16 protein-coding genes are annotated in these 15,057 nt (G+C 71.7%); 8 read left to right on the top strand and 8 right to left on the bottom strand.

The features are described 5' to 3' along the window. Nucleotides 1-155, bottom strand: a 155-nt coding sequence (locus FNH05_RS15490) for a VOC family protein (protein ID WP_186382561.1), incomplete at its 3' end; no start/stop codon positions are given. A gap of 5 nt (nucleotides 156-160) precedes the next feature. Continuing rightward, the gene (locus FNH05_RS15495; RefSeq protein ID WP_144588781.1) at nucleotides 161-607 is read right to left on the bottom strand and encodes a helix-turn-helix transcriptional regulator; all 447 of its coding nucleotides are present in this window, start codon (nucleotides 605-607) and stop codon (nucleotides 161-163) included. Between the two features lie 118 nt (nucleotides 608-725). Here FNH05_RS15495 and FNH05_RS15500 point away from each other — a divergent pair, with 118 nt between their 5' ends. The 3 genes from FNH05_RS15500 (at nucleotide 726) to FNH05_RS15510 (ending at nucleotide 2,923) form a co-directional block, all read left to right on the top strand. Next, nucleotides 726-1,106: a DUF6333 family protein gene (locus tag FNH05_RS15500; RefSeq protein WP_144588783.1), complete on the top strand. Its 381-nt coding sequence runs from the start codon at nucleotides 726-728 to the stop codon at nucleotides 1,104-1,106. Nucleotides 1,107-1,268: 162 nt separating this feature from the next. Continuing rightward, nucleotides 1,269-1,901 carry a TetR/AcrR family transcriptional regulator gene (locus tag FNH05_RS15505; RefSeq protein ID WP_186382562.1) on the top strand — a complete coding sequence of 211 codons (633 nt, stop codon included), beginning with the start codon at nucleotides 1,269-1,271 and terminating at the stop codon, nucleotides 1,899-1,901. A gap of 71 nt (nucleotides 1,902-1,972) precedes the next feature. Beyond that, nucleotides 1,973-2,923: an esterase/lipase family protein gene (locus FNH05_RS15510; protein WP_144588787.1), complete on the top strand. Its 951-nt coding sequence runs from the start codon at nucleotides 1,973-1,975 to the stop codon at nucleotides 2,921-2,923. A 51-nt stretch (nucleotides 2,924-2,974) separates the two neighbouring features. On the opposite strand, the gene FNH05_RS15515 is transcribed toward FNH05_RS15510, so the two are convergent. Both FNH05_RS15515 and FNH05_RS15520 read right to left on the bottom strand, forming a co-directional pair. Then, on the bottom strand, nucleotides 2,975-3,841 hold the full coding sequence (locus tag FNH05_RS15515; protein ID WP_144588789.1) for an NAD(P)H-binding protein: 867 nt from the start codon (nucleotides 3,839-3,841) through the stop codon (nucleotides 2,975-2,977). Further along, nucleotides 3,838-4,281, bottom strand: coding sequence for a nuclear transport factor 2 family protein (locus tag FNH05_RS15520; protein WP_246127760.1), 444 nt, complete (start codon nucleotides 4,279-4,281; stop codon nucleotides 3,838-3,840). The genes FNH05_RS15515 and FNH05_RS15520 overlap by 4 nt, the downstream gene beginning before the upstream one ends. 131 nt (nucleotides 4,282-4,412) lie before the next feature. Here FNH05_RS15520 and FNH05_RS15525 point away from each other — a divergent pair, with 131 nt between their 5' ends. Then, a complete protein-coding gene (locus FNH05_RS15525) occupies nucleotides 4,413-5,252 on the top strand; it encodes a helix-turn-helix transcriptional regulator (protein ID WP_144588793.1) in 840 nt (279 codons plus the stop codon). Nucleotides 5,253-5,360: 108 nt separating this feature from the next. Here the strand turns inward: FNH05_RS15525 and FNH05_RS38075 are convergent, their stop codons facing one another. After that, nucleotides 5,361-5,795: a contact-dependent growth inhibition system immunity protein gene (locus tag FNH05_RS38075; RefSeq protein ID WP_246127761.1), complete on the bottom strand. Its 435-nt coding sequence runs from the start codon at nucleotides 5,793-5,795 to the stop codon at nucleotides 5,361-5,363. Between FNH05_RS38075 and FNH05_RS15535 the strand changes: the two genes are divergently transcribed. Continuing rightward, nucleotides 5,795-6,025, top strand: a complete 231-nt coding sequence (locus FNH05_RS15535; RefSeq protein ID WP_144588795.1) for a RagB/SusD family nutrient uptake outer membrane protein — start codon at nucleotides 5,795-5,797, stop codon at nucleotides 6,023-6,025. The genes FNH05_RS38075 and FNH05_RS15535 overlap by 1 nt on opposite strands. Before the next feature lie 61 nt (nucleotides 6,026-6,086). Here FNH05_RS15535 and ychF read toward each other — a convergent pair whose 3' ends face one another. Beyond that, nucleotides 6,087-7,169 (bottom strand): redox-regulated ATPase YchF, encoded by a 1,083-nt coding sequence (gene ychF / locus FNH05_RS15540; protein ID WP_144588797.1) that lies wholly within the window; start codon nucleotides 7,167-7,169, stop codon nucleotides 6,087-6,089. Nucleotides 7,170-7,276: 107 nt separating this feature from the next. On the opposite strand from ychF, the gene FNH05_RS15545 reads away from it, so the two are divergent. Next, complete coding sequence (locus FNH05_RS15545; protein ID WP_144588798.1) at nucleotides 7,277-8,785, top strand: DNA-3-methyladenine glycosylase 2; 1,509 nt, start codon at nucleotides 7,277-7,279, stop codon at nucleotides 8,783-8,785. 1 nt (nucleotide 8,786) lies between these two features. Here FNH05_RS15545 and FNH05_RS15550 read toward each other — a convergent pair whose 3' ends face one another. Both FNH05_RS15550 and FNH05_RS15555 read right to left on the bottom strand, forming a co-directional pair. Beyond that, nucleotides 8,787-11,747, bottom strand: coding sequence for an AAA family ATPase (locus FNH05_RS15550; RefSeq protein ID WP_144588800.1), 2,961 nt, complete (start codon nucleotides 11,745-11,747; stop codon nucleotides 8,787-8,789). Continuing rightward, complete coding sequence (locus FNH05_RS15555) at nucleotides 11,744-12,892, bottom strand: exonuclease SbcCD subunit D (RefSeq protein WP_186382564.1); 1,149 nt, start codon at nucleotides 12,890-12,892, stop codon at nucleotides 11,744-11,746. Before FNH05_RS15555 ends, FNH05_RS15550 begins: the two co-directional genes overlap by 4 nt. A 230-nt stretch (nucleotides 12,893-13,122) precedes the next feature. Here FNH05_RS15555 and rmuC point away from each other — a divergent pair, with 230 nt between their 5' ends. Together rmuC and FNH05_RS15565 are read left to right on the top strand one after the other, a co-directional pair. Next, complete coding sequence (rmuC, locus tag FNH05_RS15560; RefSeq protein WP_144588802.1) at nucleotides 13,123-14,040, top strand: DNA recombination protein RmuC; 918 nt, start codon at nucleotides 13,123-13,125, stop codon at nucleotides 14,038-14,040. A gap of 197 nt (nucleotides 14,041-14,237) precedes the next feature. Beyond that, nucleotides 14,238-15,057: DUF6542 domain-containing protein (locus FNH05_RS15565; RefSeq protein ID WP_186382565.1), on the top strand; the 820-nt coding region annotated here is incomplete at its 3' end.

Consider the following 15,057-nt stretch of genomic DNA (forward strand, 5'->3'; position numbering starts at 1 on the left):
GTGCCGGGCAGGCCGGGAGGGCCGACCGTGATCCAGTGCATCCCGCCGTATTCGACCTGGTTGCGGACCTCGAAGCCGAGGGTGTCGCGGTAGAAGCGCAGTGCGGCTTCCGGATCGTCGTGCGGAAGGAACGTTTCGTGAATGCTGATCTCCATGCCGGTCACGCTAACTTCGGCCCGGCGGCCGGCGCTTCTCGATTCCTGACCGGTCTGGTCACCTGCTTCGACACGCACGGCGGCATGCCCTCCGTCGCGCCCGCCGCCTGCTTCCGGTAGACGCTGGGCGGCACGCCGACCAGTTCGGTGAAGCGGGTGCTGAACGTGCCCAGCGAGGAGCAGCCGACCGCGAAACACACCTCGGTGACACTGAGTTCACCGGTCCGCAGCAGCGCCATCGCGCGCTCGATCCGCCGCGTCATCAGATAGCTGTACGGCGACTCGCCATAGGCGAGCCGGAACTCGCGGCTGAGATGTCCTGCCGACATGTTCGCGCCCCGCGCGAGCGCCTCGACGTCCAGCGGCTGCGCGTACTCCCGGTCGATCCGGTCACGGACACGGCGCAGTCGCGCGAGGTCACGCAACTGCGCGGCAGCGGGTTTACTGGACACCGGAAAATCGTGCCATATCGGTACGGATCCAGCCGAGTGTCCGTACCGTGTGCGACGTGACCGAGATCGGCTGGGTCTCACCGCCCGATCGCCTGGTGCGCGGTTCGAGGCAGGCAGGTTGCGGGAGCGCTATCCCGATGCGCGGATCGTCGGCCGGGTGGAGGCCGACCGCGGCGAGTCCCACACCGAGGACATCGTGTGGCTGCCGGACGGCACCCTGTTCCACGCGTCCGGCTGGCCCGGTATGGACCCGTGGGAGCTGACCGGCGACCCGCACGCGGTGGCCGCCGCGCTCGGGATCACGGACCGGACGCTGGAGGACCTCGATATCGACCTGGACGCCGAGCCCGACGAAGTGGAATGGGCCGACTTCGTGTCACTGGCCCTGGGCGAGGCCGACCCGTGGCCCTTGTCCCGGCCGCAGGTCAGCGCGTTCCGGGTCCGGCACACCCGGCCCTGCACCCGCCGCATGGAAAGGCTGTTCCTTCCGGGCGATTGACCATCCTTCACCGGTACAGACCATCCCAGCCGGGGGCCGGGTCAGCGGCCCGCCTCCTCGGCCGAAACAGGCGAGACACCCGGAATCGGCTGATCGAAAAGGGTTGCCACGTGCGATCCCGCTGATACTCTCTGAGTCTATCGAGTCTCACCGGGGGTGGCCGTGGCGGAAACAACGCTGGAACGGCTGCTTCGCGCCGCGCGGGATTCCCCCGGCACCGATGCCACCGACGAGCGGATCCTCGACGGGGCGCTGTCCGCGGTCGCGGCCTACGGTCCGGCTCGCGCCACCATGGACGACATCGCGGAGGCTGCCGGGGTCGGCCGCGCCACCGTGTTCCGGCGGTTCGGTGCCAAGGAGGCCGTGCTGAGCCGGCTGCGGGAGCGGGAGGTGTCCCGTTTCCTCGCCGAGGCCGACCGCAGGCTCGACGCGATCCCGGACATGGCCGAGCGCGTGGTCGAGGCGTTCACGCTGTGCGTGCGGACCGCACGACGCCACCCCTGGCTGGAGCGCCTGGTGCGCACCGAACCGCAGCATCTGGTCGAACTGCTGCGCCAGGGTGATCCGTCACCGCTGACCCTGGCCCGCGAGTTCGTGGCGAGCCGCCTGCGCGAGGACCACCCCGGTGCGGTCGCCGGACCCGGCGCCGATCAGCGACTGGCCGAACTCCTGATCCGGCTGGCCTTCGCGTACGTGATGTTCCCCAGCGAACTCGTCGATTTCGACGACCGGCGGCGCCTGCGGGCGTTCGCCACGGAGATGATCCTGCCGGTGGTCACCGGCCGCATGACCTGACTTTCCGCGAATGCCGGGGGATCCGCCTTGGCCGCCAGCGGGCAACGACGCCTGACGGAGGTAACACAGCAATGAGAATCCCGAGGATGCTGTCCACTTTGTTCACTCTGGGCGCAACCACCGCCCTGGCGCTGAGTGCGGTCACCGCGACACCGGCCGCGGCCGAGGAGCGAGCCGAACTTCCGGTGGTCTATTCGTCGGCGGCGGCACTCGCCTACGCCGCGGCACATCCCGACACGCCGCCGCCCGGGGCCAACGACTGGTCCTGCAAGCCGAGTTCCGCGCATCCCCGCCCGGTGGTGCTGGTGCACGGAACGCTGGAGAACATGACCTTCAACTGGTTCGCGCTGTCACCTCTGCTGGCCAACGCGGGCTACTGCGTCTTCGCCCTCAACTACGGCCAGGTGGAGGGCATCCACCTTGGCGTCCCCGGCGCGTCGAAGACCGCCGGCGTCGGGCCGATCCAGAACTCCGCGGCGGAACTGGGCACCTTCGTGGACAAGGTGCTGACCGCCACCGGAGCGTCCCAAGTGGACATGATCGGCCATTCGCAGGGTGGCACCATGCCGCGTTACTACCTGAAGTACCTCGGCGGCGCGCCGAAGGTCGGCACGCTGATCGGCCTGTCGCCGGGCAACCACGGTTCCACCGCGCTGGGGCTGGCGAAACTGCCCGGCGCTCCTGAGCTGCTGGGGCTGCTGCTCGGCACCGCCATCCAGCAGCAGGTCGCCGGTTCACCGTTCATCACCGACCTCAACGAGGGTGGCGAGACGCAGCCGGGCGTGCACTACACGGTGATCCAGTCGCAGTGGGACGAGATCGCCACCCCCTACACCACGGCCTTCCTCAACGGAGCCGGTGTGGACAACATCCTCCTGCAGGACCACTGCCCGCTGGTCGGCGCCGACCACCTGAGCATCCCGTTCGATTCGATCGCCGCACGCTGGGTGCTCAACGCGCTCGACCCGGCGCACGCGACCACCCCGCCGTGCTACCCGACGCTGCCCTTCAACGGCGCCTGATCCGGCCCGGCCCCCGAGTGTCCACTGAGGACAGTGTGCCTCGCTACCGGATCAACGCTCGGGCCGCCCGTCGTCTGCCCACTCGCCCGCGTGCTCCTGGACGAATTCGGTGAAGGTGCGGGGCGGACGGCCGGTCAGGTCCAGCACCGCGGTGCTGACCCGATCTTCCCTGCCTGCCCTGATGCCGTCTTCCACGGCGGCGAGGGCGGCGGCGAACTCGGTGGGCATGCCTGCCGAGCGGTAGCCGGCCGCCTGCTCGTCGGCACCGGCGTGCACCACCCGGACCGGCCGCCCGGCGTGGGCGGTGATGATCGCCGCCGCCTCCGGGTAGCTCAAGGCCTTCGGCCCGGTCAGCAGGTAGTCGCGCCGGCCGCCCGGCTCGACGCCGGGGCCGGACAGCAGGGCGGAGGCGGCGGCCGCGATGTCCCGCGCGTCGATCCAGCCCAGCCTGCCGTCACCGGCGGCGGTACGGATCTCGCCGTGCCGCCGGATCCGCTCGCCCAGCGGGTGCGGACTCAGGAAGTTCTGCATGAACCCGGACGCGCGCAGCACGACCCACCCGGGCCGGGCCCGCACCTGCGCGGCCAGTTCCAGCGCGCTGGGGGCGTTCGGCAGCACGATGGCCGAGCCGAGGAGCACCACCCGGCGCACGCCGAGGCGTTGCGCCTCGGCCAGGAACAACCCGACCATCGGCATCGGATCCACACTCTGCACCGGAGGCACCAGGAAGACCCGGTCCATTCCGCGCAGCGCGGCCGAATGGGTGGCCGGGTCTTCCCAGTCGAACCGGATCGCGTCCGGGTCACCGGCGGCCGGGGCGCGGCTGGCCACCCGGACCGGCACGCCGTTGCCGCGCAGCAGGTCCACCAGCGCACTCCCGGTCTTCCCGGTGCCACCGGTCACCAGCACACCGGTCATCGGGCACCCCCCGAGCGCAGCGAGTCGAGCAGCTCCGGCAGCGCCCCGGCCGCCGCCGCGGTGGCCAACGGGCTCCAGTAGTCCCGGTAGCGGGTGATCAGATCGTCCCGGACGGTGATCACCACGATGTAGTCCAGCCGGTAGGGCTCCCCGGTGCGCACAGTGCGCCCGTTCGCGGTGAACTCCACCACTATGGTGTCCGGCAGTTCCGTGTGGTGCACGGTGACCGCGGGGATCTCTCGTATGTCCATCCGCTCGGGGTAGCCGACCAGGTAGCCACGGATCTCCTCCCGCCCGGTCAGCCGTCGCGGCGAGGTTTCCGTGGCGAACGGAAACTCGGCGACGCCGTCCTCCGCCCACAAATCGGCGACGGCGTTCATGTCCTTGGCCAGCAGCAGATCCAGCAACCGGCGGAACGTCTCCTCGGGAGCGCTCGGCACAATGTTCTCCAGTGTTCAACGGGGTATGACCAGTCCAGAATGGACGCGGGCCCGCCACCGAGTAACAGACAGCCAAGCCCCGGACCACGAGTCCGTGGCCAAGCCGGGCACCCTATGCCACCCTCAGCGGGGTGAGCAGACGCGAACTGGCCGACTTCCTGCGCCACCGACGGGAGGCACTGCGCCCGCACGAGGTCCCGGTCACGGCCACCCACCCGCCGGGCCGGCGCGCCCGGCGCACTCCCGGTCTGCGCCGCGAAGAGGTGGCCGCGCTGGCCGGGATGTCGGTCAGCTACTACGAACGGCTGGAGCAGGCCCGCGCACCGCGCCCGTCCCCGGCGGTGTTGACCGCGCTGGGGACGGCGCTGCGGCTCACCGCCGCGGAGCGCGAGCACCTGGCGCGACTGGCCGGGCAGTTCCCGCCCGGCACGGACGCCGATCGGGGGCCGGTGCCCACCGAGGCCCACCGCCTGCTGGAGCGGCTCGGGCCGATTCCCGCCTACCTGGTCGACGAGCGGCAGGACATCGTGGCCTGGAACGATGCGGCAGCCGGGTTGATCATCGATTTCTCGCTGCTGCCCGCCGCGGAGCGAAACACCATGCGGCTGTCCATCCGGCTGGGCACTGCCCTTTGCTCGGCACCGGCAGGCGCGGAGGGTCAGTTCGCCCGGCAGTCCGCCGCCCAGCTGCGCGCGGCCACCGTCCGCTACCCGGCCAATCGTGTCCTCGGCGAACTGGTCAACGAATTCGCCGCGCACAGCCCGGACTTCGCCGCCGGCTGGCGCGACCACAACGTGCAACCCATACCGACGCTGTCCAAGCACCTGCACCACCCCGAGCTGGGGGAGCTGGAACTGGAGCGTCAAACCTTGCTGCTGCCCGGCACCGACCTGCAACTGGTGATGTACACCGCCGAACCGGGCAGCCCAAGCGCCGCCGCGCTCGCTCGGCTCGCACCCCGCGGCGAGTGAGCGTGGCGCGATACCGCTGCCCCAAGGGATTCGTGCGCTCGGCGACCGTCACGATCGACTGGAAACTCAAGCGTAACCGCTTGCTCCTGGCGAGGTCATCTCAAGGCGCTACACCATGGTGCGCTGAGGAAATTCTTCGACTCGCTTGGCGATTACACCGCTCGGAGCGCCCATCTCTTCGAGCTCCGCGGGTTCACCAAGCGATTCGATAACTCGGCGAAGCCTCGCAAGTTCTTCTCGGTGCGTTTGCCAATATTGCTCTGGCAGGTGCAATACAGCGGACAGGACGTCTCCTGGGTAGAAGTCACCTTCCCAGAGTGGATCCTGTTCGAGCTTGGCCAGGGCCCGAGGAACCAGAACGTCGGTGCTTATCTGCTGCAGGAGCAATAGACGGAAATCCTCGGCATCCAACGAACCGAGTGGCTTACGCCGCACTTCGTGGACGGTCCTGATCAGGCGGGTAGCGTCGGCCGGCGCGTCTCCCCAAAAGCTGTCCTCGATCTGCTCAAGCGACAACTCGTCTCGGGCTTCCTGTTGCGGCAATGCGGTCTGACCTCCTTCTCTCGGCCGCGGTCGCCGCCTACACGCCAAAGCACGCACGCGAGGTCGCGCTTTACCGCACCTGGATAGCCGAGGCATACGCGCGCTCCGGCAACCTTGAAGCAGCACAAGACACGATCAACCAGGCACGACAGACAGCCGACAGGCTCACCTCCGCCCGACTGACACTTCGCGTCGGCATCGTGGAAAGGCTCGTCGAGCAACCGGGCTGAACCTCAGTCGCCGGGGCGACACCGGATTGCCGCGAAAACCTGCAAGATGGTGGAGGGCGAGCTACACGTTGAACCGGAATTCGACCACGTCGCCGTCGGCCATGACGTAGTCCTTGCCCTCCATGCGGACCTTGCCCGCGGCGCGGGCGGCGGCCATGGAACCGGCGGCCGTCAGATCCTCGAAGGAGACCACTTCGGCCTTGATGAACCCGCGTTCGAAGTCCGTGTGGATGACGCCGGCGGCCTGCGGGGCCGTCGCGCCCTGCGGGATGGTCCAGGCGCGGGCCTCCTTCGGGCCCGCGGTGAGGTAGGTCTGCAGGCCGAGGGTGTGGAAACCGGCGCGGGCCAGTGCGTGCAGGCCCGGTTCGCTCTGCCCGACCGACTCCAGCAGTTCCCGCACGGACTCCTCGTCGTCGAGTTCGAGCAGTTCGGCCTCGATCTTGGCGTCGAGGAACACCGCGTCCGCGGGGGCGACCAGTTTGGTCAGCTCCTCACGCTTCGCCTCGTCGGTCAGCACGCCTTCGTCGGCGTTGAACACGTACAGGAACGGCTTCGTGGTGAGCAGGCTCAGCTCGCGCAGCAGCGAGGTGTCCAGTTCCTTCTGCGCGGAGAACAGCGTGCGGCCGCTGTCGAGGATCTCCTTGGCCTGTTGCGCCGCCTCCAGCGCGGGCCGGTTCTCCTTCTTGGTGCGGGCTTCCTTCTCCAACCGGGGCAGCGCCTTGTCCAGGGTCTGCAGGTCGGCGAGGATCAGTTCGGTGTTGATCGTCTCGATGTCGGAAGAGGGATCGACACGGCCGTCGACGTGCACCACGTCGGGGTCGTCGAACACGCGGATGACCTGGCAGATGGCGTTGGCCTCGCGGATGTTCGCGAGGAACTTGTTGCCCAGCCCGGCTCCTTCGGAGGCACCCTTCACGATGCCTGCGATGTCCACAAAGGACACCACGGCGGGCACGGTGCGTTCCGAGCCGAACACCTCGGCGAGCTTGTTCAGCCGTTCGTCGGGCAGCGGCACCACACCGACGTTGGGCTCGATGGTCGCGAACGGGTAGTTCGCGGCGAGCACGTCGTTGCGGGTCAGCGCGTTGAACAGGGTGGACTTGCCGACGTTGGGCAGCCCGACGATGCCAAGGGTGAGACTCACGGGAAAACAGTCTACGGCCGCACCCCGCGCACCCGGTCGGGCGCCTCCACACCCCCGTGTCGGATTTCCGCCAGTCATGGCTCCGGCCTGCTGGCAGGATCGGCTTCATGACCGCCACCACCGCACCGGCGGGCCCCGTCCGGCCCGCACTCTGGCGCGACGCCGAGCGATGCTACCGAGCCGTCGCCTCCCGCGACGCGCGCTTCGACGGGCAGTTCATCGTGGCCGTGAAGACGACCGGCATCTACTGCCGCCCGTCCTGCCCGGCGGTCACCCCGAAGGCCTCGAACGTGCGGTTCTACCCCACCTCCGCCGCCGCACAGGCAGGCGGCTTCCGCGCCTGCCGCCGCTGCCTGCCCGACGCCGTGCCCGGCTCGCCCGAGTGGAATCTCCGGGCCGACCTGACCGCCCGCGCCATGCGCCTGATCTCCGACGGCATCGTCGAGCGCGAGGGCGTGCCGGGGCTGGCGCGCCGCCTCGGGTACTCGGAACGGCAGCTCGGGCGAGTGCTCACCAGCGAGCTCGGCGCCGGCCCGCTCGCACTGGCCCGCGCCCACCGCGCCCACTCCGCCCGGCTGCTCATCGAGCTGTCCGAACTGCCGCTGGCCGACGTCGCGTTCGCCTCGGGTTTCTCCAGCATCCGCCAGTTCAACGACACCATCCGCGAGGTGTTCGCCCGCACCCCCTCCCAGCTGCGGGCCTCCGCCGCGACCGCCAGGGCGAAGGCCGAGACGGCCGCGGACAGCGGCCCCGCCACCGGAACCCGCCTGAGCCTGCGGCTGCCGTACCGTCCCCCGTTCGACGCCGACGGCATCTTCGGCTTCCTGGCCGCCCGAGCCGTGCCCGGCGCCGAGTGGGCGGAGGACGGCCGCTACGGGCGCACCCTCCGGTTGCCCCACGGCCCCGCCACCATCGAACTGACCCCGCTGGCCGGGTACGTGCGCTGCGAACTCCGGCTCGCCGACGTCCGCGACCTCGGCAGCGCCGTCACCCGCACCCGCCGCCTGCTCGACCTCGACGCCGATCCGGAGGCCGTGCGGCGCGTGCTCGGGGCCGATCCCGCACTGGGCCCGCTCGTCGCCGCCACGCCCGGCGTGCGCGTCCCCGGCGCGGTCGACGGCCCGGAACTACTGGTGCGGGCCATGCTCGGCCAGCAGATTTCGGTGGCCGCCGCGCGCACCGCCGCCGGGCATCTCGTGGCGGCACTCGGCGAACCGCTCCCCTGGCGGGATGCGGCCCTGTTCCCCACCGCGGAGGCGATCGCCGAACGCGGCCACGAGGTGCTGCGCGGACCGCGGAGGCGGATCGACGCGATCCGGTCGGCGGCCGCCACACTGGCCTCGGGCGAGGTGGAACTGCACGTCGGCCGCGAAGCCGACGAGCTGCGCTCGGACTTGCTCGCCCTGCCCGGGGTGGGCCCGTGGACCGCCGACTACGTGCTCATGCGCGTCCTGGGCGCCCCCGACGTTCTGCTCGGCGACGACCTGGTGCTCCGCAAGGGCGCGACCGCGCTCGGCATCACCGCGCTCGCCGGGCAGGCCCAGTCCTGGCGTCCTTGGCGCTCCTACGCGGGCATGTACCTCTGGCGAGCCGCCGCGAGCCGCGCGGCTTCCTGACTCACAACCGGACCTCCAGGGTCGAACCGGTCCGTGCCTTCCGCACCCGCAGCCGGGTGGGGATGCGCTGGCGCAACTCTTCGACATGGGAGACCAGGCCCACCACGCGGCCGCCCGCGCGGAGCTCGTCGAGGGTGTCCATCACCACGTCCAGTGTCTCCGCGTCCAGCGTGCCGAAGCCCTCGTCGACGAACAGCGTGTCCAGCAGGGCCCCGCCGGTCTCCGCCGCCACCACGTCGGCCAGCCCGAGCGCGAGGGAGAGCGAAGCGAGGAACGACTCGCCACCGGACAGCGTCTTCGCGGGCCTGACCGTGCCCGAATAGTCGTCGAGCACGTCCAGGCCCAGGCCGCCGCGGGTGCCCCGGGCGCCGGCGGCGTCGGAGTGGACGAACGAGTACCGGCCCTGGCTCATCACCCGCAACCTCGCGGTGGCGGCCACCGCGACCTCTTCGAGCCGGGCCGCGAGCACGTAGGAACGCAGCGACATCTTCCGCGCGTTCTGCCCGCGCCCATTGACGACGTCGGTCAGCGCATCGAGTTCGGCGAACTCCTCCTCTCGCGGCCGGAGCGCCGCACCCGCCTCGGCCAGTCGCTCGGCCAGCGACCGCAGTTCCCCCGCCCGGCGGGTGAGGTTGCGCAGGGTCGCCACGGCCGATTCCGCCCGTTCCTGCGCCAGCCGCGCCGCGGCCTCCGCCGACGCCACGTCGACCCGGTCGTCCGGGCCGATTCCCGCGAGTTCCTCCTCGGCGAGCACGGCCCGGGCGGCGGCCTCCGCCGTGGCCGCCTCGGCCAGACTCTTTTCCAGGCGGGTCACCGCTTCTTCGGGACGGGCCGCGGCCCGCATCTCCTCCGCGCTCGCGAAACCGGCGCGGTCGAGCGCGGCCGCGAGCTCCGCCTCCCGCTGGGCGTGCTGCCCGGCCGCGGCCGCCAGTGCGACCCGCGCCTCCGCCAGGTCTTCCAGCGCGCGGACGAGCCTGAGCAGGTGCTCGCGGTGGGCACCGACGTCCGCGTGCTCACCGCGCGCCTCGTCCAGCCGCTGCGCCCGTTCGGCGACCTTCTTGGCGAGAGCGCCGTGCTCCGCCTCGGCGGCTGCCGCGGCCTGCTCGGCGGCGCGCAGCTCGTCGGTCAGCGCGTCGACCTCCGCGGCCGCCGACTCCGCTTCCGCGGCCAGCCGCGGTTTCCGCTCAGCGAGAGCGGACAGGCTCGTCAGCTCCGCCCGGAGCGCGGTGAGCTCCGCGCCGAGTTCCTCCCCGGTCCGGCCGCGCAAACGTTCGCGCAGCGCGGCCAGCGCGGTTTCGGCCTCGTGTCTGGCGGTCTCCGCGGCCTTGCGGGCACGCTCCGCCCTGGCCTCGGCCTCCTCCGCGGCGGTCTCCTGGGCCCGGTCGACCGAGCCCGCGGACGGGCGTGCGGGCGCCGGGTGCTCGGCGGAACCGCAGACCGGGCACGCCCGGCCATCGGCCAGTTCGGCGGCCAGTTCGGCCGCCATCCCGTTCAGCCGCTGTTCCCGCAGGTCCAGGCGGTGCTGCCGGGCGTCGGCGTGGCGCTGATCGGCGATCGCGAGCCGTTCACGCGCCGTCGTCACCGCCCGTTCGGCGGCGGGCAGGCCTTCCGCGTCCCGTACCGCCGCCGCGAGCTCTGCCTCCCGCTCGCGCAGACCGTCCAGGCGCGCTGCCGCGGCGGTGGCCTCGTCCAACCGGGCCCGCAGCTCCCTGATCCGGTCCGGAATCCCGTTCAGCTTGTCGCCCAGCACCTGCATCCGGGACCGCGCCTCGCCGCCCGTCTCGGCCAGGCGCGTCAGAGTCCGCCGGTCACGCCGCTGCTGCTCGGCCTCTTCCACCAGAGTGGCGAGCACACCGGCTTGTTCGCGCAGTTCCCCCGCCCGCAGCCGCAATTCGGGAACGCCGAGTCCGGTTTCCGGGAATCCGACGGCCGCCAGTGCCCGTACCCGTACCTGCTCGGCCTTCCGCGCCTGTTGGAGTCCGGTCGCGCTCCCTTCGGCCTGCGCCGCGGCACTGGCGACCGTCGCCGCCTTGCGGGCCGCGTCCACCTCTTCACGCTGGCGGACGCGCTCGCCCCGGTGCGCCTCCAGTGTTTCGAGCCGCCCTCGCGCGTTTCGGACCCGCCTGACCCGCTCCGCCAGGTTCTGCCGCTCGGCCAGCAGCCGCCGGGCCTCCTCCAGCGCGGCCTTTGCCGCCTCCTGGCCGGCTTCCGCCTCGGCCACCGCCAGCACCGCGCGCTCCCCGACGCCCGCCACCCAGGCGTCGTGCTCCTCCTCGGGCGCCTCCTCACCGGCCACCTGTGCGAAGCGGGCCAACAACTCCCGGAGGTCCTGACGGTGCCGGTCGAGCTCCCGGCGGCGGTCCGCGCGCAGCTCGCGGAACCAGCGCTCGACCTCGGCGAACCGCCGCGTGCCGAACAGCCGCTCCAGCAGCTTCTCCCGTTCGTCGGTGTCGGCGCGCAGGAAACGGGCGAACTCACCCTGCGGCAGCAGCACGACCTGGAAGAACTGCTCCGCGTTCATCCCCAGCAGGCGCTGCACCGTTCGGCCCACCTCGTCGATCCGGACCAGCCCTTCCGGCGGCTCACCCGCCGGTGCGCCGCCGAGCCAGGTGAGCGAGGCCCTGGCCTGCTGGAGGGTGGATCCTTCCCCGCGCAGCTTCGGCCGCCGGTATTCCGGGCTGCGCACCAGCCGCATCCGCTGGCCCTGCACGGTGAGTTCCAGCGAGACCTCGGTGGGCTCGGCGGGATCGGCGAAATCGCAGCGCAACCGCTTCACCTCGCCGCGCGCCCCCGGGACCACGCCGAACAAGGCGAACGCGACGGCGTCGAGCAGTGTGGTCTTCCCGGCACCGGTGTCGCCGTGCAGCAGGAACAAGCCATCCGAGCCCAGCGCGTCGAAGTCGACGACCTCACGCCCGCGGTACGGGCCGAACGCGGCCACTTCCAGCCGGTGCAGCCTCACGACTCACTCCTGCCCGCGAGCTCCAGCGCGGTGCGCAACAAGGCGTCCTCCCGTTCGTTCGGCGGCTCGCCGCGGCAGTCCCCGAGGAAGTTCCTGGCGATCTCGCCGTCGGACCGGCCCCGCACCGCCTCCGCGTAGTGCAGCGCCGCGGTGGCCCTGCCGTCCTCCGGCTGCCAGTCCAGGTGCACCGCGTGGGGGAAGCGTTCCTTGAGCCGGCGCATGGCTTCGAGCGGACGCACCGGGTCGGTGAGCGTGACCGAGAGATAGCAGTCGACGAGGCTGGCGTGTTCTTCGGCGGCGAGCAGGTCGTCGAGGCGGCCGGACAGCGTGGCCAGCCGTCGCGGGACGGGCAGCTCGTGCCGCCTCACCTCCGCGAGCCCGTTCGCGTCGAGATCCACCAGCCACACCGATTTCCGTTGCGCCGCTTCGGAAAACGAGTACGCCAGCGGGCTTCCCGAATACCGCAGATGCGGCTCGAGCGTCTGCGGCCCGTGCAGGTGCCCCAGCGCGACGTAGTCGATTCCGGCGAAGATTTCGCCGCCGACCTGTTCGACCCCGCCGACGGCGATCGTGCGCTCCGAACCGGCGCCCTGCCCGCCCGTGACGAACGCGTGCGCCAACACGACCGAACGCGTCGCCGCCTCCCGGTGGGCCAGGTCCTCCCGCACGCGGCGCATGGCCTCGCCGAGGACCCCGTTGTGCCCCTTGGCTTCCGGTACGCCGAGCGCGTGCCGGGCGGGCTCCGGTTCGAGATAGGGGATGCCGTAGACGGCGACCGGTCCGTGCGCGTCCTCGAACAGCACGGGTTCGCCGATGCGGCCGACGGAGGTCCGCAGGTGGAGCCCGCCCGCCGCGGCGAAATCGGCGAAGGCGCCGAGCCGGGGCGCCGAGTCGTGGTTGCCCGAGGTGATCACCAGCCGAGCGCCCGCCTCGCGCAGCCGCCGCAAGGCGCGGGTCGCGGTCTGCACGGCCTCCGCCGAGGGCACCGCCCGGTCGTAGACGTCCCCGGCCACCAGCACGACGTCCACCGCCTCGCCGGCGACCAGGTCGGCGAGGTGGGTGAGCACGGCGTCCTGCTCGGCGAGCAGGTCCGTGCCGTGGAAGGTGCGTCCGACGTGCCAGTCGGAGGTGTGCAGGAATCTCACGGCGCTCAAGGTAGAGGGGCCCGGCGACAGATCCGCGCAGACCCGCCGCGGGCGCGGGCGGGCGCCGGTGCCCCGTTTTCCCATCCCGACCTGCGGACCGTCCTCCGCCGGGCACGGACGAGCCCCGCCCGAGGCTTCACTCGAACGTGTGTTCGAGCTGTGGGTGCTCCCGATTTTGTCGGTGGGGTACGCGATGATGCCCGCGAACCCGATCAAGGAAGGAGGCGCCCGTGGCATCCACCGTGATCAGCACGGCGGCCGTCGTCATCGCGCTGGCGCTGCTGGGCGCGATCGCGCTGCTCTGGCGGCTCTACACCGACAGCGTGCGGCGGGCCGACGCCGCGGCGCGCCAGGTGGAGGTCGAGCGGTCACGGGTGGATCGGCAGCAGGCCGAGCTGCGGCGGTACGAAGTGACCTTCGCGTCCATCAGCGGCCGGGGGGAGCTGGGCGAGCAGGTCCTGGTGGAGACCGCGCGGGCACTGGGGCTGCGTGAGGGGTTGCACTACACGCTCCAGACCGACGTCGCCGGCGGCGGGGCGGCCAAGCCCGATCTCGTGCTGCGGGTCGGCGGCGACCGCACGGTGCCGGTGGACGCCAAGGCGAGCATGGCGTGCTGGGTGGAGGCCGTCGAGACCGACGACGCGGACGAACGGCGCGACGCACTCCGCGTCCACGTCCGCAACCTGCGTTCCCGGGCGGCGGAGCTGGCGGGCAAGGGATACCAGCGCTGGGCGGACGGCATCTACGGCACCGTCATGTTCGTCCCGTCCGACGCGGCGGTGGTCGCCGCGCTCGACACCGATCCGGAACTGCTGCGCTGGCTGCTCGACAGGCGCGTCTTCCTGTGCGGGCCGACCGGGTTCGCGGTGCTCGCCTCGGCGGCGCTGTTCGCGGCGAGCGACCGGGCGGTGGCCGAGGACATCGAACGCGTCCGGACCGGGGCCGCGTCGGCCCACCGGGCGGCCGGGAACGCGGTCGAGGCCGTCAACCTGTCGAGCACGCACCTCCAGCGGTTCCTGTCTGCGCGCAGGCGGGAACTGGAGGCGCTGGAGGCGTTCCGGGCCGCGGTGACGCCCTTGACGGAGGCCTCGGGCAGCCCGGCCGCGGTGGCGGCGGTGCGAAAGGGGGACGAGTTGACCGCAAGCTGAACGAACCGGACTCCACCGCCTCGGCAGGCCCCGGCACACGGTGGGTTAACGTGTGTAACAAGCGCGTTGCACAGCGTCGCACTGCGCCGTTTCCGCGCAGGTCAGCACGCCGGGAGGGCATGATCGGGCACAGACCCGCGACCAACTACGCGGAGTGGCACGCACCGGTGGCTCTCTAGGAGTTACGGTGTTGCCTCGTGACCGCCACTCGCGATCGCCAGAGCGATCCTGACGCCGCCGAGGTTGCCGTTCCCTGGGACGTGCGTCCCCTCGTCGGCGAGAGACGAGGATTGCCCTGGTTCGCCGCCGTGCTCCTCACGTTCGGCCTCGCCGTCGTGGGTGCGATCGTCGACACGAAGATGTCGAACACCCTGGGTTGGACGTTCCGCGTCTGCTATTTCCTGGGGGCGGTCGGCGCGGTCGTCGCGGTCCAGCGCCGCAGCCTGTTCGGGCCCATGGTGCAGCCGCCGCTGATCCTGGCCGTCACCGTGCTGGGGACGGTGCTGCTGGTCTCCGGGATGCCGGAAAACAGCGACACCCTGGCCAAGGTACTGGCCCTGGGCACCCCGCTGATCAACGGCTTTCCCCTGATGGCGGTGACCACGGGCTGCACGCTGGCGCTCGGCCTGTTCCGGATCTACCGCGAACGCGATCCGAACACCGCGGCGAAGAAGGCCGCCGACGACCGGAGACGGCCGCCGGGCAAGGCACGACCGCCTCGCGACGGTGAAGACGCGCCGGGCCGGGAACGGCAGCCCGGACGGCGCGCTGCCCCCGGCAGGGAAGGACAGCCCGGACGCGAAGGTGCGGCGGGCCGCGAAGGAGCGCCCCCACGCACCCGGCGACCGGGTGAAGGCCGCGCACCGGTACCGCGCAACCCGGGGGCCGAGCAGCATCCCTCACTGCCCATGACGCGACGGCCCAGGCCGGACGAGCCGCCTCGCCGGCGCGAACCCGGCGGGCGAGGCGGTGTCCCGGGTGCACCGGGCACCTCCGGTGCACCCGGTGCCTCAGGTG

It is taken from the genome of Amycolatopsis rhizosphaerae (assembly GCF_007713715.1).
GTDB lineage: Bacteria > Actinomycetota > Actinomycetes > Mycobacteriales > Pseudonocardiaceae > Amycolatopsis_E > Amycolatopsis_E rhizosphaerae.